The sequence below is a fragment of the Pseudomonas sp. GW821-FHT03C07 genome (assembly GCF_059420925.1).
Map to the genome: position 1 here is coordinate 564,234 of NZ_JBWKUQ010000002.1, position 21,818 is coordinate 586,051.

Annotated in this window: 18 protein-coding genes and 3 pseudogenes; 11 read left to right on the top strand and 10 right to left on the bottom strand. The window is 62.6% G+C overall.

Going from position 1 to position 21,818, the window contains the following annotated elements:
* Nucleotides 1-41: 41 nt before the first annotated feature.
* From AC07VG_RS05825 to AC07VG_RS05835, 3 genes are all read left to right on the top strand, one after another.
* On the top strand, nt 42-2,735 hold the full coding sequence (locus AC07VG_RS05825) for a DUF4118 domain-containing protein (protein WP_495002470.1): 2,694 nt from the start codon (nt 42-44) through the stop codon (nt 2,733-2,735).
* Nucleotides 2,732-3,424, top strand: a complete 693-nt coding sequence (locus tag AC07VG_RS05830) for a response regulator (protein ID WP_495002471.1) — start codon at nt 2,732-2,734, stop codon at nt 3,422-3,424. The genes AC07VG_RS05825 and AC07VG_RS05830 overlap by 4 nt, the downstream gene beginning before the upstream one ends.
* Before the next feature lie 458 nt (nt 3,425-3,882).
* Complete coding sequence (locus AC07VG_RS05835) at nt 3,883-4,611, top strand: class I SAM-dependent methyltransferase (RefSeq protein WP_495002472.1); 729 nt, start codon at nt 3,883-3,885, stop codon at nt 4,609-4,611.
* Between the two features lie 66 nt (nt 4,612-4,677).
* Here the strand turns inward: AC07VG_RS05835 and AC07VG_RS05840 are convergent, their stop codons facing one another.
* Nucleotides 4,678-5,631, bottom strand: a complete 954-nt coding sequence (locus AC07VG_RS05840; RefSeq protein ID WP_495002473.1) for a hemolysin — start codon at nt 5,629-5,631, stop codon at nt 4,678-4,680.
* A gap of 455 nt (nt 5,632-6,086) precedes the next feature.
* Nucleotides 6,087-6,572 carry a GNAT family N-acetyltransferase gene (locus AC07VG_RS05845; protein ID WP_495020637.1) on the bottom strand — a complete coding sequence of 162 codons (486 nt, stop codon included), beginning with the start codon at nt 6,570-6,572 and terminating at the stop codon, nt 6,087-6,089.
* Between the two features lie 199 nt (nt 6,573-6,771).
* On the opposite strand from AC07VG_RS05845, the gene AC07VG_RS05850 reads away from it, so the two are divergent.
* Both AC07VG_RS05850 and AC07VG_RS05855 read left to right on the top strand, forming a co-directional pair.
* On the top strand, nt 6,772-7,116 hold the full coding sequence (locus AC07VG_RS05850) for a YciI family protein (protein ID WP_495002475.1): 345 nt from the start codon (nt 6,772-6,774) through the stop codon (nt 7,114-7,116).
* Between the two features lie 324 nt (nt 7,117-7,440).
* Nucleotides 7,441-8,691, top strand: coding sequence for an RNA polymerase sigma factor (locus AC07VG_RS05855; protein ID WP_495020638.1), 1,251 nt, complete (start codon nt 7,441-7,443; stop codon nt 8,689-8,691).
* Nucleotides 8,692-8,697: 6 nt separating this feature from the next.
* On the opposite strand, the pseudogene AC07VG_RS05860 reads toward AC07VG_RS05855, so the two are convergent.
* Together AC07VG_RS05860 and AC07VG_RS05865 are read right to left on the bottom strand one after the other, a co-directional pair.
* Nucleotides 8,698-9,189: pseudogene (locus tag AC07VG_RS05860) on the bottom strand (substrate-binding domain-containing protein); the annotation flags it as partial.
* Nucleotides 9,190-9,401: 212 nt separating this feature from the next.
* A pseudogene (locus AC07VG_RS05865) lies at nt 9,402-9,701 on the bottom strand (SDR family oxidoreductase); the annotation flags it as partial.
* Between AC07VG_RS05865 and AC07VG_RS05870 the strand changes: the two are divergent.
* A pseudogene (locus AC07VG_RS05870) lies at nt 9,693-9,890 on the top strand (LysR substrate-binding domain-containing protein); the annotation flags it as partial. The pseudogenes AC07VG_RS05865 and AC07VG_RS05870 overlap by 9 nt on opposite strands.
* A 42-nt stretch (nt 9,891-9,932) precedes the next feature.
* Here AC07VG_RS05870 and AC07VG_RS05875 read toward each other — a convergent pair.
* Complete coding sequence (locus AC07VG_RS05875; protein ID WP_495002477.1) at nt 9,933-11,552, bottom strand: inorganic phosphate transporter; 1,620 nt, start codon at nt 11,550-11,552, stop codon at nt 9,933-9,935.
* 71 nt (nt 11,553-11,623) lie between these two features.
* Nucleotides 11,624-12,646, bottom strand: a complete 1,023-nt coding sequence (locus AC07VG_RS05880; RefSeq protein ID WP_495002478.1) for a transporter — start codon at nt 12,644-12,646, stop codon at nt 11,624-11,626.
* Nucleotides 12,647-12,960: 314 nt separating this feature from the next.
* Between AC07VG_RS05880 and AC07VG_RS05885 the strand changes: the two genes are divergently transcribed.
* Nucleotides 12,961-14,583, top strand: coding sequence for a methyl-accepting chemotaxis protein (locus tag AC07VG_RS05885; protein WP_495020639.1), 1,623 nt, complete (start codon nt 12,961-12,963; stop codon nt 14,581-14,583).
* A gap of 122 nt (nt 14,584-14,705) precedes the next feature.
* On the top strand, nt 14,706-15,164 hold the full coding sequence (locus tag AC07VG_RS05890) for a hypothetical protein (RefSeq protein ID WP_495020640.1): 459 nt from the start codon (nt 14,706-14,708) through the stop codon (nt 15,162-15,164).
* Between the two features lies 1 nt (nt 15,165).
* Here AC07VG_RS05890 and AC07VG_RS05895 read toward each other — a convergent pair whose 3' ends face one another.
* A complete protein-coding gene (locus tag AC07VG_RS05895) occupies nt 15,166-15,969 on the bottom strand; it encodes a putative hydro-lyase (RefSeq protein ID WP_495020641.1) in 804 nt (267 codons plus the stop codon).
* A gap of 333 nt (nt 15,970-16,302) precedes the next feature.
* Here AC07VG_RS05895 and AC07VG_RS05900 point away from each other — a divergent pair, with 333 nt between their 5' ends.
* Both AC07VG_RS05900 and AC07VG_RS05905 read left to right on the top strand, forming a co-directional pair.
* Complete coding sequence (locus tag AC07VG_RS05900; protein ID WP_495002481.1) at nt 16,303-17,586, top strand: MFS transporter; 1,284 nt, start codon at nt 16,303-16,305, stop codon at nt 17,584-17,586.
* A 121-nt stretch (nt 17,587-17,707) separates the two neighbouring features.
* Complete coding sequence (locus AC07VG_RS05905) at nt 17,708-18,952, top strand: OprD family porin (RefSeq protein WP_495002482.1); 1,245 nt, start codon at nt 17,708-17,710, stop codon at nt 18,950-18,952.
* A 126-nt stretch (nt 18,953-19,078) separates the two neighbouring features.
* Here AC07VG_RS05905 and AC07VG_RS05910 read toward each other — a convergent pair whose 3' ends face one another.
* Nucleotides 19,079-20,197: a glycerophosphodiester phosphodiesterase gene (locus tag AC07VG_RS05910; protein WP_495020642.1), complete on the bottom strand. Its 1,119-nt coding sequence runs from the start codon at nt 20,195-20,197 to the stop codon at nt 19,079-19,081.
* Nucleotides 20,198-20,425: 228 nt separating this feature from the next.
* On the opposite strand from AC07VG_RS05910, the gene AC07VG_RS05915 reads away from it, so the two are divergent.
* Entirely contained in the window at nt 20,426-20,755 is a 330-nt protein-coding gene (locus AC07VG_RS05915) for a DUF2025 family protein (RefSeq protein ID WP_495020643.1), read from the top strand.
* 14 nt (nt 20,756-20,769) lie between these two features.
* On the opposite strand, the gene AC07VG_RS05920 is transcribed toward AC07VG_RS05915, so the two are convergent.
* Both AC07VG_RS05920 and AC07VG_RS05925 read right to left on the bottom strand, forming a co-directional pair.
* Complete coding sequence (locus tag AC07VG_RS05920) at nt 20,770-21,093, bottom strand: antibiotic biosynthesis monooxygenase family protein (protein WP_495020644.1); 324 nt, start codon at nt 21,091-21,093, stop codon at nt 20,770-20,772.
* Entirely contained in the window at nt 21,090-21,809 is a 720-nt protein-coding gene (locus tag AC07VG_RS05925; protein WP_495002486.1) for a CTP synthase C-terminal region-related (seleno)protein, read from the bottom strand. Before AC07VG_RS05925 ends, AC07VG_RS05920 begins: the two co-directional genes overlap by 4 nt.
* Nucleotides 21,810-21,818 lie beyond the last annotated feature (9 nt).

Consider the following 21,818-nt stretch of genomic DNA (forward strand, 5'->3'; position numbering starts at 1 on the left):
GGCTCCCACTGCCGAAGATGGCGGTCTGTACAAGGAATGACATGGATTTGAATGACCTCTCCCGCACCAGCCGCGACGGTCGACCCGATCCGGATGCGCTGCTGGAGCAACTGCAAGCAGACGAGAAGGCCGCCCAGCGCGGCCGTTTGCGCATCTATTTCGGCTCGAACGCCGGGGTCGGGAAAACCTGCGCCATGCTCCAGGCCGCCCACCGTGAGCGGGCCCAGGGCCGCGACCTGGTCGCCGGGCTGATCGAAACCCACGGCCGTGGTGACACGGCCGCCTTGCTCGCCGGCCTGGAGCAACTGCCGCTCCATCGCCTGGCCCATGGCGATAGCATGTTGTCGGAGTTCGATCTCGATGCGGCCCTGGTCCGTCGTCCGGCGGTGCTGCTGGTGGACGAACTGGCGCATAGCAATGTCCCTGGCTCACGCCACCCCAAGCGCTGGCAAGATATCGAAGAGCTGCTGCGGGCCGGGATCGAGGTCTGGACCAGCCTGAACGTCCAGCACCTGGAAAGCCTCAACGACCTGGTCAGCGGCATCATCGGCACCCGTGTGCGGGAAACTGTCCCCGACCATGTATTCGACAGTGCCCATGAGGTGGTGCTGATCGACCTGGCCCCCGACGAACTGTTGCAGCGCCTCAAGGACGGCAAGGTCTACCAGGGCCCACACGCCGAGCGGGCATCGCGGCACTTCTTTCGCAAAGGCAATCTGCTGGCGTTGCGCGAATTGGCCCTGCGCCGCACGGCCGATCGGGTCGATGCGCAAATGCGTGTCTATCGCCGCGAGCGTTCCATCGACACCTTGTGGGCCGCCCGTGAGCGTTTGCTGGTGGGGATCGCCGGCGCACCCTCGGATGAACGCCTGGTGCGGGAAGCCGCGCGCCTGGCGCAGAAGCTCGAAGCCGACTGGGTCGTGGTGCATGTCGAGTCGGCCTCGACCGGCGGCATGGCCCTGCGGCGGCGCGCGGCGGCGGTGAAAACCCTGGCCCTGGCCGCCGAGTTCGGTGCCGATACCGCGATCCTGGCGGGCATCGATGTCGCCGAAACCCTGGTGGCCTGTGCCCGTGAGCGCAATGCCAACCGCCTGTTGCTCGGCCATCGGCCACGCCGGGTCTGGCAGTTCTGGCATCAGACGGTCAGCGACCGGATCAGTCGCCATCATCCGCAGATTGACCAGATTGTGATTGCCCATGGCGAGCTGCCGCGCACGGCGCCGTCCCGGCCGGAAGCGGAACCGCGACTGGCGCCGGGCAGGGGCCTGGCCTACCTGTGGGCGAGCCTGGCTTGTTTCGCCGCCACGGCGGTGGCGGCGTTGTTGCTGCAAGTCTTCGACCCGGCCAACGTGGTCATGCTGTTCCTGCTGACGGTGGTGCTGGTGGCGCTGCGCCTGGGGCGCGGGCCGGGTGTCTGGGCGGCGATGCTGGCGGTGTTGTGTTTCGATTTTTTCTTCGTCCAGCCGGTACTGTCGTTTACCGTCAACGACACCCAGTACTTCTTCACCTTCGCCTTGATGCTGGGCATTGCCCTGATCACCGGGCAACTGACCGCGCGCCTGCGCCACGAGGCACGCACGGCCGCTGCCCGGGAACGCCGGGCGACCTCGCTGGCGTTGTTGGCCCGCGACCTGTCCGCCGCCTTGACCGTCGAGCAGCTCGGCGCGGTGGCGCTGCGCACTTTCAGCGGCGTGTTCGAAGCCCGGGCCGGCCTGGCATTGCCCGATGCCAACGACCGGGTCAGCACTATGCTCGGCAGTGTCTTCCCAGTGGATGAAAGCATCGCCCAGTGGACCTACGAACAGGGGCGTCCGGCCGGGCAGGGCAGTGACACCCTGGCTGCCGCACCGGGTTGCTACTTTGCGCTCAAGGCGCCGATGCGTGTGCGTGGTGTGTTGGTTCTCGACCTGAATGATTCCGAACGTCTGAAGGACCCCGATGAGCGGCGTCTGCTGGAAGCCTGCATGAGCCAGTTGGCGATTGCGCTGGAGCGGGTGCATTTCGTCGAAGTGGCGCAAAGCACCCTGGTGCAGATGGAAGGTGAGCGGATGCGCAATACCTTGCTCGCGGCCATTTCCCATGACCTGCGCACGCCCTTGACCAGCATTATCGGGGCCGCTGATGCAGCCGCGCCCCATGTGCGCGACGAATTGGTCAGTGGCTTGTTGAGCGGGATTCACGATCAGGCCTGCGCGATGCAGCGTCTGATCGAAAACCTGCTGGACATGGCGCGCCTGCAGGAGCATGGGGTGCGCCTCAATCGACAGTGGCATTCGCTGGAAGAAGTGGTCGGCAGCGCCTTGCGCCAATTGCGTGAGCCCCTCGCCCGACACCCGGTGCGGGCGCTGTTGCCGGTGGATCTGCCTCTGGTGGAGATCGATGCACTGCTGATCGAGCGGGTGTTGGTCAACCTGCTGGACAACGCGGCGAAATATACCCCGGCGAATACGCCGATCGAGATCACCGCGAGCCAGGTCGATCGACAGATTGTCCTCGAGGTCGCCGACAGTGGCCCGGGCTGCCCGTCCGGTATTGCCCCGGAGCAACTGTTCGAAGCCTTCAGCCGTGGCCGGCAAGAGTCGGCGGTGTCCGGTATCGGCCTGGGGCTGGCGCTGGTCCGGCGGATTGTCGAAGCCCACGGAGGGCGGATTGTCGCGCGGCCACGGGCGCCGAACGGCCTTTGTTTTGTTATCAGCTTACCGGCGGGTCAACCGCCGTCCATGGAAACCTTATGACCAGCACCCGTATCCTGATTGTCGAGGATGAAGCCAATATCCGCCGTTTCATCGGTATCGCCTTGCAGGACGAAGGCTTCCAGGTCTTCGAGGCCGATAGCAGCAAGCGCGCGCTGATCGACGCGGCGAGCCGTCAGCCGGACCTGGTGATTGTCGACCTGGGCCTGCCCGACGGTGACGGCAAAGACCTGATCAGCGAGCTGCGTGGCTGGATGAGCGTACCGATCCTGGTGTTGTCGGCCCGTGATCGCGAAGATGAAAAAGTCGCCGCGCTGGATGCCGGGGCCGATGACTATCTGGTCAAGCCGTTTGGTGTTCCCGAACTGCTCGCGCGTATTCGCGCGCAACTGCGGCGGCAGGTACAAAGCGGCACGGCGGCGGTGAGCAGCAAGGTGCGCTTCGGTGCGGTCGAGGTTGATCTGGCAACCCATGAGGTGCGCCGTGGCAGCGAGGGCGTGCACCTGACACCGATCGAGTTTCGCCTGTTGAGCGCGTTGATCCGGGGGCAGGGGCGGGTACTGACTCACCGACAGTTACTGCTGGATGTCTGGGGGCTGGACTATGCCGATCGCGCCCATTACCTGCGGGTGCATATGGCGCATCTGCGGCAAAAACTCGAAGCCGACCCGGCGCAGCCGCAGCACCTGATCACCGAACTGCAGGTGGGCTATCGCCTGGTCGGTCTGTGACGGCTTATTTGTTCTCCCGTTGCACCTTGGCCGCACGCCAGAAGTCGAGGTAGAGGGTGATCACGCCGAACGCGCAGATGCCCAACAGCATAAGCAGGCCGATTTGGATATGGGTCATGGCAGGTCTCCGGAAAACACCGCATCAGGCGGCGACCTGCAGAGAAATAGTCGAAATTCCGGGCAAATGACATCGACTATATGAAAGCTTTACGGGGTGTTCGCGCAACAATATGGGGCGGATACGAAGTGGGCTGCAGTCGCCTTCCCGCGGCCATTCGCGGTGGCTTCACGTTATCGTCGGTGTTCGATCAGGGGGCAGGCTTGGCACGCATGGTTCATGGAACCATCGGTGTTTTTTGTATTCCTTCAAGGAATGCCTTGCATTAAAAACGTGAATTTTATTTATTTTTACGGTACGACTACCTTGGGTTGAAGTCCCTGGCGAAGAGAGAACACCCATGTCGTCCGAACACCCGGATTCTGCTCGAAAGTTCGATATTTCCCGTGCTGGCGAATACGCCGAGCAAAGCCGCATTGCCCTGGCTGGTTATGACGCCTGTCACGAGTTGGTCGCCTGCATGCTGGCTGCCAGCCTGGGCAGCGGGCGTGAGGCGAGGATCCTGGTGGTGGGCGCCGGCGGTACCGCCCAGGAAATCCTTACGGCGGGGCTGCTTGAACCGCTTTGGCGGTTTACCGCGGTCGACCCCTCGGCCCCGATGCTTGAGTTGGCGCAGGCCAGCCTCCAGGCACAGGGGTTGTTGGAGCGCACGCGGGTATTCCTCGGCACGCTCGAGGAACTGACGGACGAGCCGCCCTATGATGCCGCGACCCTGATCGGGGTCTTGCATCACCTGCCCGGCGATCAAGCCAAGCATGACATCCTCAAGGCGATCGCCGCCCGGCTCAAACCAGGCGCCCCGTTGATTGTCGCGGGCAACCATCAGGCCTATGCCAGCCAGCCGCTGTTGTTGGCGGCCTGGGGCGAGCGCTGGCGTCAGCAGGGGGCGAGCGCCGACGCCGTGCGCGCCAAGCTCGGCAAGATCCTCCAGGGTGCCGATCCGCCGCACTCGGAGGCGGCGGTTCAGCGCTTGCTTGAGGGGGCCGGGTTCGGCACCGCGACGCGGTTCTTCTCCAGCTTGTTCTGGGGCGCCTGGGTGGCATCGAGGGGCGCCACGCAGCCGATATGAGCGTTGCTCTCCCCAGCAGGAGCCGCTGGTTGATGCTCCTGCTGGGGCGGTGTTACCGGCTGGGGCTCAGTTGCCGTGACAGCGAATCACCGCCGAATGGGTGGCGTAGCGTCCGGAGATCAGGATCTTGCCATCAGGCTGCAGTTCGAGGTGGGAGAGATAGCTGGTGCTACCGGAGATGTTGATCACGCGGCTGATCCCGTTGTCGCCAAAGTCGGGGTCGAGCTCGCCGTTGCTCAGGTGGCGCATCAGCCAGCAGCGGCTGCCGCTGTTGATATGACCGGTGCTGACGATTTTCCCGTCCTCCTGCACCGTGAGGGCGAAGGCGATATCCAGTTCCGGCAGTTCCCAGGGCACCCCGGCGTTGAACGTGGTGTCCAGCTTGCCGTCGGCTGTGACTCGGGTGAGCAGGGCGATGTTGTGGGAGAGATCCGCGGAGCCGCTGACGACGATCTTCTGGTCGGGCTGCACGGCGATATCGAAAAACGCGGCGTTGCCGTCACGGGCCGGCTCCAGTTCCAGATAGCCGGCGCAACCGAAGGTCTTGTCCGGCAGGCCAGTGGTTCCGTAGCGCATCAGCATGGCCTTGCGACCCCGTCTACCGGCCACGATCAGCTTGCCATCGGCCTGGACCTGAACCGCCTCGAAGGCGATGTTCGGTTCCGGTGCCGTGACCACGCCGCAGGTGCCGAAGCGCAGGTCAAAACTGCCACTGCGGTCGAGACGCACGATCACATCGCGTTCCGGCTCGCCCACGGCGCTGTTCCTGAGGGCCAGGACGATAAAACCGTCCGCGGGTTGCAGGGCGAGCCTGCGACCATAGCCGATCCAGGGCGCCGTGTAAGGCAGGGTAACCTGGCCGTTATCGCCGAAATCGGGGTCCGGGGCGCCGCTTTCAGTGAGGCGGGCGCAAAAGGCCTGTTCGCCGGAGCGAAAGTGGCCCAGCAAGAGGAACTTGTCGTCTTCGTCGACGACGGCCTTGATCAGTCTTCGGCTGGAACTTCCGAGCGGTTGGGCCAAGTCCAGATGGTAAAAGCCGTCTGCGGTGAAGTTGGCCAGAGTGATACTTTCCGGCCGGTCTTCATGTACGCCGATAAACCGATGACGGCCATCGGGCCATAATAACGATGGGCCGACAAAACCAGGGCCCGCCTCTGAAAAGATAACCAGGCCATCACGGTGTTCACCAAATTCCAGATCGGGTCTTCCGGGACTATCGGATCGCTCGATAGCCGCGGAGGGCGAGTTTTTTGGCGGATTGTTTGAGGTTCGACTTTGTGCATCCATGGGTATTGAGTCCTTTCAGTTTATTAAATGGCTACCTGGATTAAATAACGCTTTATCAAGTAGCGACGCGCTGGCTTCCTGGTGAAGTAGCGACGTGATTGATTTAATAACTGGAAGGCGAGTTTGCCCAGCGATCAAGTTTTACTGTTAATGACTGACTGATCTCATACTTATGGCCACCCGGAACTTTAAAGTGTCAGGGTCAATCGTCGTTCGCCGCGATAGGCTTCGCCGGTATCGACCCAACCCTGTTTCAGGTAAAGGTTCATCGCCGCCTGGTTATCGGTTCCTACTGACAAGAGTAATTCACGGACCTGAGGCCAGGCCTGGCGTGCCGCTTCGGGCAGGGCTTGCAGGCAGGCCGCGCCGAAACCTCGGCCCTGGGCCTGTTTATCGACCTGCAGGGCATGCAGGGTGGCGCTGCCGGCGGCGGCCCAGTGCGGGACGAAGGGATGGCGCTTGAGCAACAGAAAGGCCACCGGCATCTCGTTGGCGAGCAGGACGAAACCGAGCACGCCGTCATGGGGGGCGCGGGGCAGGAAGTGCAGCGCCGCCTGGATATCGCCGCAAAATCGCAGCTGTTCAGGGTGCACCTCAAGACCCACAAGCTGCTCTCGCTGAAGGGCGCTCAGGTCGTCGTAGCGGGCCAACCGGGGATTCGTGGATATTCTCACGGTTGCTGGTCTTTTTTCTGACGGCGGAAGTGGATTCTATCGGCTTTGACGGCCGCGATATTATTTTTTCCTGCGACTTTTTGCGTCTGTCGATTTCACTCACTTCCAGACGACTATTCGTACTTCTGCTGATCGTCGGCGGCCTTCGCCAAAGCGCGAAACAGCAGCCATAGTTGTTCGACCGCCCTGGAGACATTCCATGAAATACCTGTGCCTGATCTACAGTAATGAGGAGCTGCTGCATTCCCATCCCGAGAGTCCCCAGGACCCCGAGTGCCTGGCCTACGCCGAGTCGATCCGGGCCAGTGGCCGAATGCTCGCCGCCGAGCCGCTGGAGTCGGTGAGCACCGCCACCACGGTGCGCATGCGCGGCGGCAAGCTGTCGATCGTCGACGGGCCATTTGCTGAAACCAAGGAACAACTGGCCGGGTTCTACCTGGTGGAGGCCCGAGACCTGAACGAAGCCTTGCAGATCGCCGGGCATATCCCCGCCGCGCGAGTGGGCAGCGTGGAAGTACGGCCGGTGCGGGCGCTGAATCTCTGAGGGAGCGAGCGCTTTCAAACGGCAACTATAAGAATAATAAAAGGAGCCTGAAGATGAACCACCAACCGCTACCCCTTGCGGGAGCCGAACATGAGTTGTCCATCAGTCACCTGATCAAGGCGCCGCGCAACTCGGTCTTTCGGGCCTGGACCGAACCCCGTTTGCTGAGCCAATGGTGGGGCCCCCATGGAGTGAGCATATACCGCCCGGGCGTTTGCACGGGGCGGCGGCGGAAAAGGTGGCGCACGAGCAGATGGGGTTTTATCAGGGCTGGGGCGAGAGTCTCGATCGCCTGGCCTTGCTGGTCAGCCAGGGGGTGCTGGATTGACCGTTGAGCCCGATAGCGTCAAGCAGCAGGTCGAGGCGGTGTACCGAGGCGAATCGCGGCGGATCCTGGCCACCCTGATCCGTTTGCTGGGGGATTTTGACTTGGCCGAGGAGGCCTTGCACGAAGCCTTCTTTATCGCCGTCGAACGCTGGCAGCGCGATGGCGTGCCGGCCAATCCCCGGGCTTGGTTGGTCTCCACCGGGCGTTTCAAGGCCATCGACGTGCTACGCCGCCGGGCGCGGTTTACCGCGTCCCAGGGGCAACTGATCGCCCAGGCCGAAGCGCTGGAGCAAAGTGAATGGAAGGATGAGGATGTCGAGGATGATCGGCTGCGGTTGATCTTTACCTGTTGTCACCCGGCGTTGTCGGCGGATGCCCAGGTACCGCTGACGTTGCGCGAAGTCTGCGACCTGACCACCGAAGAAATTGCCCGAGCCTTTCTCGCGAGCCCCTCGACCATCGCCCAGCGCATCGTGCGCGCCAAGACCAAGATTCGTGACGCGAAGATCCCTTATCAGGTGCCTTCCCTGGCGGAATTACCCGAGCGCCTGGACACGGTGTTGCGGGTCATTTACCTGGTGTTCAACGAGGGCTACTCAGCGTCCCTCGGCGCCAGCCTGACCCGCGACGACCTGACGGCGGAAGCCATCCGCCTGGGACGGCTGTTGCTGGAGTTGCTGCCGGACCCCGAGGTCATGGGTTTGCTGGCGTTGATGTTGTTGCATGAGTCGCGGCGTCAGGCGCGGGTGTCCGAAAGTGGCGAACTGGTGCTGCTCGATGCCCAGGATCGCTCGCGTTGGAACCCGGCGCTGATTGCCGAAGGCTGTGGGCTGGTGGAGCGCGCACTGGGTACCGGACGTTTCGGGCCCTACGGTTTGCAGGCCGCGATTGCCGCTGTGCACGCCGAGTCGGCGACGGCCGCGGACACCGACTGGCGGCAGATCGTCGGGCTCTATGACCTGTTGTTGCGAGCAGTGCCCTCGGCGGTGATAGAACTCAATCGGGCAGTGGCGGTGGCCATGCGTGACGGGCCGTTGGCGGGGCTTGAGCTGGTGGAGGGCATCCTCGGGCGCGGCGAGTTGCTGGACTACCACCTGGCGCATTCGGCGCGAGCGGATTTCTGCCGGCGATTGGGGCGGGTAGAGCAGGCGCGCGAGGCTTACCAGCGTGCGCTGGCGTTGACGCAGCAGGCGCCGGAGCGGCGTTTCATCGAGCGTCGCTTGGAGGAACTGAACGGCGCCTGGTAGCGGGTGTTACTCCAGCATCTTCGCCAGTAACCAACTGCCCGCCGGCCCTGGTGGATGCCGACGTGACCAGAGCGCATCCACCGCCACCGGCCGTGGCCAGCCGCGGATCGGCGGTTCCACCAGCGAGGCGTTGTCGAAGCGCTCCACCAGCCAGCGCGGTAGCGGTGCCCAGCCGAACCCGCGCTGGGCCATTTCCAGCAGCATCAGGTAACTCGACGCCGACCAGAAGCGGCCCTGGGCACGACTCTCGTAAGGCTTGAGGATGCTCGCCAGGCGCAATTCGCGGTGCTGCTGCAGGCCGGCCTGATCGACCTTGGCCTGTTGCGCCAAGGGATGCTCACGATGGACGAACACGGCAAATTCGGTACGTTCCTCCACTGTGGCACTGCCCAGGTCCGGCGGTTAGCTGTCCTGCCGTTCGGCAAAGGCCACCTGGGCCCGGCCTTGGCGGACCAATTCCACCAGGTCGTCACACTCGGCGACCAGGCATTCCAGTTCCCTGTAGGAGCAGAGCTTGCTCGCGAACCGCCGAAGGCGGCCATCCACATGGTTAGCGAGCCCTGCCACCGACTTGGGAGGTGTTGTTCCGCGCCCTGGGGATGAATAACCCGCTGCCGCGCATGCAGATGATCGACGGCTTCAACGAAGGTTGGATCGAGTTCGCCGGGACGCCGCGCAGGGGCGAGGTGCCGTTGCGCAGCGCGCTGAATTTACAGGAACATCCCGCCCGAAGCCTCGATCCGTTGCCCGGTGATCCACTGCCCGGCGTCACTCAGCAGCAGCGCAATAGCGCCGCCGATATCGTCCGGCAAACCGACACGGCCCAGCGCGGTGTTGGCCGCGACATAGTCATTCAGGTCTTTGTTGTCGCGCACGCTGCCGCCGCCGAAATCGGTTTCGATGGCGCCTGGCGCCTGGCAGTTGACGCTGATCCCGCGAGCCCCCAGTTCCCTGGCCTGGTAACGGGTCAAGGTCTCCATCGCGCCTTTCATCGCCGCATAGGTGCCATACAGGCGCCGTACCATGGCGTACGCAAGCATCTGCACAGCGGTGAATTGCTGGCGGTATTGCCCGACTATCTGCCGGCGCCGCTGGAGGTGTCGTTGTTGTATGCCCAACAACGTCATCTGCCCCGGCGCGTGCGGGTGTTCATGGATTGGTTGGGGCAGGTAACGCAGGCGGCGTTTGGCGAGGTTTGAACATGACCGCATGCCAGGGGCATGCGGTCATCGGGGCAGGGCTTAGAAAATCTGCGTGAACAACCAGTACAGGCTGCCCGACAACAGGATCGCTGCTGGCAGGGTCAGGACCCAGGCCATCACCAGGTTGCGGATGGTGCGCATCTGCAAGCCGCCGCCATTGGCGACCATGGCCCCGGCGACGCCCGAGGACAGGACGTGGGTGGTGGACACTGGCAAACCGTACATGTCCGCGGCGGCGATGGTCAGCATGGCGACCGTTTCCGCCGAGGCGCCCTGGGCGTAGGTCAGGTGGGTCTTGCCGATCTTCTCACCCACGGTGACCACGATGCGCTTCCAGCCGACCATGGTGCCCAGGCCCAGGGCGATGGCCACGGCAATCTTCACCCACAGTGGAATGAAGCGCGTGGCGCCGTCGATCTGTTGCTTGAACAGCTGCAGCTTGGCTTGGGTATCGGCGTCGAAGTTGCCGATCTTGTCCTTGTCCATCAGGCGAATGGTTTCGCTGCTCAGGTACATGTCGTTGCGCACGTTGCCCACCGCTTCGACCGGAACCTTGGCCAGCGAGCCGTAACTCTTGACTTCAGTACCGATATTGCCGGCCAGGGCGGCCAGCGCCGGGATCAGTTCCGGTGTCGGCTGTTTACTGCGCACATACTCGGAGAGTGTCTGGCGCGGGTCGGTTGCGGTCGGTTGCGGTGCATTGCGTACCAACGCCTGCTGGGTAACTTCGGCGATCGCGGCGAATTGCAGTGCCTGGTCGGTGGGCATGGTGCGGTTCAATGCGTAGGCCATCGGCAGGGTGCCGACCAGGATCAGCATGATCAGGCCCATGCCCTTTTGCCCGTCATTGGAGCCATGGGCGAAGGACACGCCAGTACAGGTCAGGATCAGCAGGCCGCGAATCCACCACGGTGGTGGTGTATTGCCTTTGGGGGCTTTGTAAAGCGCGCGGTTCTTGACCAACAAACGCAAGGCCAGCAACAGTAGCGCGGCGCAAAAGAAACCCACCAATGGCGATACCAGCAGGGCGTAACCGATCTTGGTCGCCTGGCTCCAGTCCACGCCGCTGGTGCCGTCGCGTCCGTGCATCAGAGCGTTGGCTACGCCGACACCGATGATCGAGCCGATCAGGGTGTGGGACGAGGAGGCCGGCAGGCCCAGCCACCAGGTGCCGAGGTTCCACAGGATGGCGGCGATCAGCAGGGCGAAGATCATCGCGAAGCCGGCCGAGGAGCCGACTTGCAGGATCAGTTCCACCGGCAGCAGGGCGATGATGCCGAAGGCCACCGCACCGCTGGAGAGCAGCACGCCGAGGAAGTTGAAGCAGCCGGACCAGACCACGGCGAAATGCGGCGGCAGGGAATGGGTGTAGATCACGGTGGCCACGGCATTGGCGGTGTCGTGGAAACCATTGACGAACTCGAAGCCCAGGGCGATCAACAGCGCCACGCCGAGCAGCAGGAAAGGCGTCCAGGTGGTGACCACGCTGCCGAAGTCGTGCATGTCGTGCATCAGGCTGTAGGCGGTGAACAGCAGCGCCATGGGCAGCACCGCGAAAAAGATCAGGGTGTTGACGAAGCGCGAGCGGGGAGTGCTTTCAAACTGGGGTTTACCTGCGTCCTGGGAGGGCGAGGCAGCAGTCGATGACGGAGTGGCCATGCCGGAAATCCTTTTTGAGAACGGATGCCAGACATGATCGTTTCCAAATGTTACAGGCTGACTGCGCCAGATCAGTAATCCTGACGTTTACGAAACGCCCAGCGCCCGGCCAGCACGGTGAAGGTCGCCACCAGCGCCACCAGGATCCAGAAGCCTTCCGGGTCACCGGACAGAGGGATGCCGCCGACGTTCATGCCGAAGAAGCCGGCAATGATGTTGATCGGCAGTGCCAGCACCGTGACCACGGTCAGGGTGAACAGGGTGCGGTTGCTCTGTTCGTTGAGGCCGGCGGCGATCTCTTCCTGCAACAGCTTGATCCGTTCGCCGAGGGCTTCCAGGTCGCTGAGGATCAGCGAGAACTCCTCGGTGGACTTGCGCAGTTCCTTGACGTCTTCCTTCTGCAACCATTGCGGCGGACGGTTGAGCAGCCGCAGCAACGAGCCCGGCTCCAGGGCCAGCAGGCGTTGCAGGCGTACCAGTATCCGGCGCATGGCGCCCAGTTCGGCGCGGTTGTTGCTCAGGCGCAGGGCCAGCAACTGGTCTTCGATCTGGTCGACGCTGGTGCTGGTCTTGCGCACGATCTGGGTCAGCACTTCACCCTGGTCGCGCAGCAGGTGCACGAGCAATTCCAGTGGCGAGCGAAAGCGTTCGCCGGCCTTGACCGAGGAGCGCAGCTTGTCCACCGAATGCAGGGGTTGCAGGCGCGCACTGATCAACAGTTTGCTGCGGGCACAGACCCACAGCGTGGAGATGTCCGAGGAGACCATGCTGCTGAGGTTGAATACCACGTCGTTGACCACCGCCAGCAGGGCGTTGTCCACGTGCTCAATACGGGTCGAGCGCGAGCCTTCGTGCAGCGCCTCGAAAAATTCTTCGGGCAACGACAGGTGCGTCTTCATCCAGCGTTCGCAGGCAGCGTGCGCGAGGTTCAGGTGCAGCCAGATGAACTCATCGGGATTTTCCGGTTGTTGCAGGCATTGCAGGGCGGTGGCCGAGTCGATTTCCTCGCCCCGTTCGCCGGTGCGGAAGCGAAAACCGTAAAGCAGGCCGAACAGATCCGGGTCACGGTGGCTTTGGTCAAGGCTGTGGTTCATGGAGGCTCGCTGAAGGGGAACGCCTGAAACTTTTTTTCACAGGTTCACGGGTCTCATCATCGCAAGGCTTTTTGGCAGTTTTGTGACGAACGATATGTAAGCAAATGCTTCGAGATTTTTTAACCGATCGGCGGGTATGATGCGCGCCGTTGACCGGTAGTCGGTTTGATTCAAGCGCCGTACTGGCGCGCCGATGGTAGTGATGTTACCCACAGCACTATTTGGCCATGAGCCCGGTTGTCGCTGACAAGGATGTTTCGACTCCTTGCGTTTCCTACAGGGGACGCTCAATCCTTGTTCAGAGACTCCCCCCGATGTTGAAAAAATCCCTGAGAGCTCAAATTCTCACGCTCCTGAGCGGCAGCCTGATCGCCATGTTGCTGATCGCGCTGACCTGTTTTCACCTGTTGTCCAACGGCGTCCAGGATTATCGGGATTTGCTCGCGGGCCCCTTGCGCACTTCGCAGTTGATCGACGAAGCCAACGTGCAATTCAAGGCGCAGGTGCAGGAGTGGAAGGACGTCCTGTTGCGTGGCAAGCAACCGGAGGATCTCAATCGCTACTGGTCGCAGTTTGAAGCGCGTCAGCGCGATGTGCAGGATATCCTTGGCCGTCTGGTCAGCCAACCGGGCATGGACGCTCAGTTGAAATCGCAGATCGAGCAATTGCGTGAAGCACACCGGGTGCTCGGCACTGCCTATCTGAAAGGCCGCGAGGCTTACCTGGCGGCCGGGTCCGAGGCGAGCGCCGGTGACCAGGCGGTCAAGGGCGTCGACCGTGCCGCCAGCGAGCAGATGAAGACCCTGGTCGCCCAGTTGCGCCAGCAAGGCGATGAGCAGTCGCAGGCCATCAGTGCCCTCGCCGAGCGAACCATCTGGGTCGGCATCCTGGTGTTGCTGGTTTCAGGTCTGCTGATCGGTCTGTTGAGCCTGTGGCTGGTCAACCGCAACCTGGTGGAACCGATCCGCCGCCTGATCGACTACGTGGCGCAATTGAGCCAAGGCAAGTTCGCTGATCGGGTGAATGCCGATCGCCAAGACGAACTGGGTCGCCTGGCGGTGGCGGCGAATACCTTGCGCGACTTCCTGGCCGAGACGTTCAGCCGCCTCAAGCGCAGCACCTCGGACCTGGATGGCGCCAGTGGCGAACTGAAGTCGATTGCCTGTGTGATGGCCCAGGGTACCCACGAACAGTTCCAGCGTACCGACCAGGTGGCCACGGCGATGACCGAAATGTCCGCCACCGCCCAGGAAGTCGCTCGCCATGCCGGGGATGCCGCTACGGCGGCGGATGATGCCGATCGCGCGGCCCAGCAGGGTGAGCTGGTGATGCGATCGACCATCGAGACCATTACCCGCATGCGCGCTGAGATCAGCACCACCGCCGCGGTCATTCGGCGCCTGGAAGCCGACAGCGGACGGGTCGGCAAGGTGCTGGAAGTGATTCGCGGGATTGCCGAACAGACCAACCTGCTGGCGCTCAACGCCGCCATCGAGGCGGCCCGTGCCGGTGAAGCCGGACGCGGCTTTGCCGTGGTCGCCGATGAGGTGCGCAGCCTGGCCCAACGCACCGCGGCGTCGATCATCGAGATCAACCAGATCATCCAATCGGTCCAGACCGGCGCGGTGGATGCGGCCCAGGCCATCGAGGGCGGGCAGGCTCGCAGTGAAGAGAGCGTCGAGCAGGTGACCGAGGCCGGCGCCATGCTCGAACGCATCACCACCGCGGTGGAAGCGATCCGCGACATGAACCGTCAGATCGCTACCGCCGCCGAAGAGCAGACCTCGGTGGCTGAAGACATTTCGCGCAACCTGACCGAGATCACCGCCATCGCCAGTACCAACCTGGATAACGTCAAACGCACCGAGGCCGCGAGCCAGAACCTGCACGGCTTGTCGGGGCAGTTGAATGACGTGACGGCGCGCCTCGCGGGCTGATCCGCGGCCACATGGACGTGGCCTTGTATCGGGACGCTGACACGTGTGATACAGAATCGATCTCAATCATGTTGAAAGGTTGTCGATGACATGACTGCCCATAACTGAATCAGGAGATCTCCATGGTCAGCATTACTTCGGTCACCATTGCCCCAATCCCTTCCACCACGAGCACCAACAAGACCACCGGCACCACCGCTACTGACACCACCAGCACCAGCACCACAGGGGCTGCGGCTAGCACCACCCAGGCCGGCGGCAGCCAACCGGCGGGCGCCGGCGGCGCATCGGGTAGCAGCGACAGCTCCAGCTCCAGCAGCAGCTCTGCTTCCGAGACGGTCAAGCAGTTGCAAAAGCAGCTGGCCGCTCTGCAAAAGCAGTTGCAGCAAGCGGAGCTGCAAATGCAGAAGGCTCAGGCGAGCACGGATACCCCTGACGCCAAGGCCACCGCGATATCGAGCGCGGAGTCGCAGGTGTCTTCCGTTGCCGGTTCCATTTCAACGGTCACCGCCGCCCTGACCACTGCCTTGCAGGCAGAGGGCAGCAGCACCTCGGGCACTTCGGTGAACACCACGGCCTGAGTCAAAGGCTGTGATTGTGCAGATCGCTCACCAGCATGCAACCCGGCGCATGGGTAATGCATAACGGTGGGCGTGACGCTTGCACCACGGATTGCGGCGTCACGCCGCAGGCCCAGAACACCGGCAGTTCATCGTCAGCCAGCGGCACGGCGTCACCATAGTCCGGTGTGCCGAGGTCGTGGATGCCGATCAGTCGCGGGTCGCCGATGTGCACCGGCGCGCCATGCACATTGGGCATGCGCCCGGTGATCTGCACCGCCCGGATCGCGTCGGCGGCCTTCAGCGGTCGCATGCTCACCACCAGCTTGCCCCGCAGGCGCTCGGTGGGACGGGTGTCGATATTGGTCTGGAACATCGCCACGTTACGGCCCAATTTGACGTGGCGCAGGTCGATGCCGGCCTCCAGCAAGGGTTGTTCGAAGGAGAATGAGCAACCGATGGCGAAGGCCACCATATCCTCGCGCCAGAGGTGCTTGATGTTCTGCGGCTCCTCGCTCAGTTCGCCCTGGCGATAGACTCGATAGCGCGGCACGTCGTGGCGGATGTCGACGCTGTCGCCCAGGTGGCGGAAGATCGGGTCGCCGGGTTGGGTGATGTCCAGTATCGGGCAGGCCTGGCGATTGAGGGTGCAGAAACGCAGGAACTCGTCGGCCCAGTCCCCCGGCAGAATCACGATATTGGCTTGTACCCGGCCCAGGCCCAGGCCGCTGGTGTGGCCTTGATACTGGTCGGTGGCGATGTGTTGGCGCAAGGTGCGCGGCGCCAGATGGCGCAACTGATCGAAGGACAGCGCAGACAGGTTCATCGAACTTCTCTTTTGTGTTGGGTCGAGGTCTTTTTAGGGCGCGGCGAGCACCTCGTCCAACGAGAAAATCTGTTATTGCGAACAAGAAAAACTGATCCGTGGTTGCGCGCGGCACGCCGGTATCCCGACACAGGTCCCTGAGGGGCCATCAACTTTTCTTATGCATTGACCGGCTTTTTTCCCGTTTGACGCTGCACCGCCGCGGCGCGAAGAATCCACTCCACGATGTAGCGCATCTGCATCGGCTCTCCACGACAACGCCTTCACAAAAAAACAACGAGGCGTGTCCGTCATCTTCCCTTGCTGCCGCAGGAACCCTCCATGGAACACACCATGACTGACCCCGTGCCTTCAGGGACGCGCCGTGCCGGCCCGTTCAGTTGGTACGGCCCGCTGAGCAAAAATGAAAAACGCACTTTCTGGAGTTGCAAGATCGGCTATGGCCTGGACGGCATGGACACCCAGATGCTGAGTTTCGTGATTCCCACCCTGATTGCCACCTGGGGCATTTCCAAGGGCGAGGCCGGGCTGATCGGCACCTCGACCTTGCTGGCCTCGGCGGCCGGCGGCTGGATCGCCGGGATCTTGTCCGACCGCATCGGCCGGGTGCGCACCTTGCAACTGACGGTGCTCTGGTTTGCCTTCTTCACCTTCATGTGCGGGTTGGCGCAGAGCTACGATCAACTGCTGGTGGCCCGTACGCTGATGGGCTTCGGTTTTGGTGGCGAGTGGACCGCCGGTGCGGTGCTGATCGGCGAGGTGATCCGCTCCCAGGATCGCGGCAAGGCGGTGGGCATGGTGCAGGCCGGCTGGGCCCTGGGCTGGGGTTTGACGGCCTTGCTCTATGCCGGCTTGTTCAGTTTCCTGCCGCCGGAGCAGGCCTGGCGGGCGCTGTTCATGGTCGGCTTGGTACCGGCGCTGTTCGTGCTGGTGATCCGCCGGCTGGTCAAGGAGTCCGACACCTTCGAGCAGGCTCGGGACGAGCGTCTGAGCCAGGCTGAAAAGCCTTCGCCCTGGGCCTTCTTCGAGATCTTCGCGCCACGGATGCTCAGCACCACCTTACGTGCATCGTTGCTGACCACTGGCGCGCTGGGCGGTTACTACGCGATCACCACCTGGCTGCCGACCTACCTGAAAACCGAGCGTGGCCTGAGTGTACTGGGCACTGGCGGCTACCTGGCGATGGTGATCGTCGGTTCCTATATCGGTTATGTCATCAGCGCGTTGCTGACCGATGCCATCGGTCGCAAGAAGAACTTCATCCTCTTTGCCGTCGGCTCCATGTGCATCGTCCTGGCCTATACCCAACTGCCCATCGATAACACCTGGATGCTCTGGCTGGGTTTTCCCCTGGGATTCTTCGCCTCGGGCATCTTCGCCGGCATGGGCGCATTTCTCACCGAGCTGTTTCCCACCCGCATGCGCGGTTCGGGCCAGGGCTTCTGCTACAACGCCGGGCGCTCCATCGCCGCGTTGTTTCCGCTGTTTATCGGCGCGCTGAGTGAAACCCTGCCGATTGGCGTCGGTATCGGCGTGTTTGCCGCCGGTGCCTACGCGGTGGTGATCCTGGCGGCCTTGAGCCTGCCGGAAACCCGCGGTCGCCAGCTCGAGAGCTGATGTCCGACGCACCTGGGTCCGGCGGGCCCAGGGACTACTGATCCTGACGTTTCAACCACATCGGTCGCGATCCCAACGCCCCCGAGAGGGTCGGCTCGCGTCCGCAATAAAGGAGCACACCATGAAGTCGTTCGATTATTTATCACGTTTGTTCGTGCCAGCGAGCGCGTTAGTGGGCTTGGGCCTGCTCTGGGCGCCGGGCGCCCGGGCGGATTTCCTCGCTGACAGCAAGGGGACCCTGGAAGCCCGCAACTTCTACTTCAACCGCGATTTTCGCCAGCCGGGCTCGCGGGAAAAAGCCGATGAATGGGCCCAGGGGTTCCTGTTGCGCATGGAGTCCGGCTACACCGAAGGCACCGTCGGTTTCGGTCTCGATGCCTTGGGCATGATCGGTTACAAACTGGACTCGGGACCTGGCACCGCGGGCACCGGCCTGTTGCCGGCGGACACCCGCCACGGCGGTTCCCAGGACAGCTACGGCAAGCTGGCGGCGGCCGCCAAGGTGCGTATTTCCAAGAGCACCCTGAAGGTCGGCAGCTTCCAGATGAAGGATCCGGTGATCATTTCCAACGACACCCGTTTGCTGCCCGGGACCTTTCAGGGCGGCTTGCTGAACGTGCAGGAAATCGAGCACTTGAGGCTGACCGGGGGCTCGTTCAACCAGATCCGCTATGTCGACTCCACCGATGATCAGAAGATGACAGCCAACCGCATTGGCGGTTCGAGCGACAAGTTCCAGTTCGCCGGAGCGGACTACCAGTGGTTGCCCAACCTGCTGACCCAATATCGCTATGGCAAGTTGGAGAATGTCTACCAGCAAAACTTCCTCGGCCTGGTGCATAACTGGGACCTGGGCCAGGGTCAGAGCTTGAAGAGCGACCTGCGTTACGCCCGTAGCTCCGAGGATGGCAACTTCCGTCCGCTGGATAACCGCGCATTGGGTGGCATGTTCACGTATAGCTTCAAGGGGCATGCCCTGGGATTCGGCTATCAGCGCATGAGCGGCAAGGACCCGTACCCTTACATTGGGCACAGCGATCCGTACCTGGTGAACTTCGTGCAGATCGGCGACTTTGCCAATATCGACGAGCGCTCCTTGCAGGTGCGTTATGACTACGACTTTGCGCAATTGGGCTTGCCGGGTCTGACTTTCATGACTCGCTATGTGTCGGGTGACAATGTGCAACGTACTGCGCCGGGTGAAGGCAAGGAGTGGGAACGCAACACCGACATCGGCTATGTGTTCCAGGACGGCACGTTCAAAGGGCTGGGGGTGAAGTGGCGCAATGCGACGGTGCGCTCGAACTTTGGCAATGACCTGGACGAGAACCGTCTGATCCTCAGCTATACCGTGGCGCTCTGGTAAGCGCTGGCGGCCTATCAATCTTCCGGACGCCGCGGAACGTGTAAGGAGCCTGGCTTGCCAGCGAAGAGGCCTTGGACATCGCCAAAAGCTTCGCGGGCAAGCACCGCTCCCACAGGGTTGATGTGCTCAGTAGCCGTTGGCTTCGAGAATCTGCGGCACGGTTTTCGGCGACGCGCGCTTGAAGTACTTGAGCAACTCGGACGAGCGGTTGGTGAAGATGCCATCGACCCCCGCGTCCAGCACCTTCTTGTAGTCCGTCGGCGTATCGACGGTGTAGACATGCACCAGCATGCCCTTGTCGTGGGTGTACTGGTTCATCCAGGGTTTGACCAGGTCCGAATAGCTCTGGTCGCCACCCTGGGTCAGTTGCGCCGACGGACCGGTACCGATGGCGCCCTGAGCCTTGGCATAGTCGACCCATTTCTCGAATTCGGCCTTGTCCTTGGGTTCCTGCTTGGCGTAGTAGGCCGCCTTGGTCTTCTCGCCGGAGTCGGCGAAGCTGACCTTCGACTTGGGCTCGATGCTGCCTTCACCGACCCACAGCAGCAGGATCTTCGGCGTGTCCGGCATTTCCTTTTGCAACAGCTCGAGGCTGCTCTTCTCGAAGGTCTGCAGGATCACCTTGCCGTTGCCCTGGCCAACCTGGGGCTGTTCCTTGGACACCACCGGCGTCGGGCTCAACAGGCCGCGTTCCTGCAATTTGTTCTTCAGTTCATGCTCGATACCGGGGAACTGCTTGGGTTCCTTGGTCTCGATGTACAGGCCCGGCTGGTGTTTCGGGTTGGCTTGGGCGATGTCGATGATCTGGTCCAGGCTGAGAATTTTCAGGCCGACGTAGGTCGGGCGCGCACGCTCGGGGTAGGCCTTGTTGAACCAGCTGCCGGCGTCCAGGGTTTGCAGTTCGGCCCAGGTGAACTCGTTGGCCGGGCTGTCCCTGCGTTCGGGGAACTTGCTGGCGACGTCGGTGGTGCGCGACAGGTTGTTGTCGTGCAGGGCGAAGATCACCCCGTCCTTGCTGCGTTGCAGGTCCATTTCCAGGTAGTCGGCACCCAGGTCGCGGGCCAGGGTGTAGGAGGCGGCGGTGGATTCGGGGGCATCGAAGGAAGCGCCACGGTGGGCGATCACGGCAGGGTGGGGAATGCCGGCCGCGGCTGCAACGGCGCTGGAGGCGCTGTTGGCCTCGGCGGTGCCCAGGCCCAGCAGCAGGCTCAGGACCAGGGCGCTTTGGGTGAAGTTGACGGGCATGCTCGAATTCCTTTCGCAGAGAGTGAATGTCAGAGCTTCCTTTTAACAACGGATTGCTACAGCGGCTATCGTGAAATCGACACAAACGTGCGCCAGATCCGATTTTCGGTATGTTCCTCGGGTATTGTGCTTCAGGATTTGTCGCCTATTTCCCCACCAGAGGGACAGGCCCGCCCTGCGTGTAAACCAGCCATCCATGAGCCTTGTGGCTCTTCAGCGGGGTTTACCATGCCTATCACATCCGAGCTTATCTGCCTGGCCGCCGACCAACTCAAGGGTTTTGTCGGCTTCAATCGCAAGACCGCTCAATACATCGTCCGCTTCAGTGAGGACGCCTTCGGCATGGATGTGGCGGATGATGCCATCTTCCCGGCTTGCGAGTTTGTCTGGGTGCCGAGCGCGGAGGAGGCCATGAGCCTCAGCCGCGAACGAATCCAGCTACTGCTGGCGCAGAATATCGATGACCGGATCAACATCAGCGAGCCGCTGCGGGTGTACCAGCGGCGTGTGGACATTCCTGAGATCGTCGCGCTGCGCAAAGCGCTCAGCGCTTCCTGACAGGGTGCTGGCGGTCAACGCTGGAAAGCGTAGGAGCGTTCGACCTTGCACACCCGGGTATGAAAAGCCTGGTACCAGGTTGCACGACCGCGTTCGCGGATTTCGCTGTGTTCGGCGTGTTGTTTCCAGGCCAGGATCGCCGCTTCGCTGCTCCAGTAGGATACGGTGATGCCCAGGCCATCCTCGCCCCGGGCCGACTCGACGCCGAGAAAGCCCGGTTGTTGTCGGGCCAGCTCGACCATGTGCTGCGCCGCCTCGCCGTAACCTTGATCACCCTCGGTACGCAGGGAGGTGAAAATCACGGCGTAGTAAGACGGTTGTGGTGTCTGGGCGATCATTGCGGTTGACTCGCGCAGGCTGCCAGGAACGCACTGACCAGCGCCGGAGTACGCCCTTCCAGCGCCGCGCGCTCGGGTTGAAACAAGCTGGCGACGAAGAAGGGGTGCCCCTTGAGTTCGACGGCACGCAGATCACCTTGGGTATCGTAGCCGCTGGCGTACAAGTCGCCGTCGAGCAAGGCGCTTTCGAACTCGGGGTTGATGCCGTAGCGGCAGTGATAACCCTCATGGGTTTCCAGGGCCTCATAGGCCTTGGCGATCAGCGTACCCTCGACAAAGCGGATGCGCTCGTGGGCTTCGACCAGCGAGCAACTCAGCGGCGAAATCACCGCACGCGGTGAGTCGGGCGCCGTTTCGCCATGTTCGGCGTCCGTCCAGCCCAGGACATGACGCGCATACTCCAGGACCGCGTGTTGGAAACCGCCGCAGGTCCCGAGGAACGGGTGTCGTTGTTCGCGGGCATGGGTAATCGCCAGCAAGGCGCCTTCGAGGCTGCGGTAGGGGCTGCCCGGCACGCACCAGAAACCATCGAACAGGCTCAGGTTGGTCTGCGGCGTAAGGCTGTCGGTGGCCAGCCAATGGACTTGCACGTTCAGCCCGGCGTCCTCGGCCGCCCGTTGCAGGGCCACGGAAATGGCACGATGAGCGGTGACCTGCGGGTCGTGATCGCCGATCAGGGCGATGTTCAGGACGGTGTGTGGCGAGCGCTGTTCCATGGATATTCC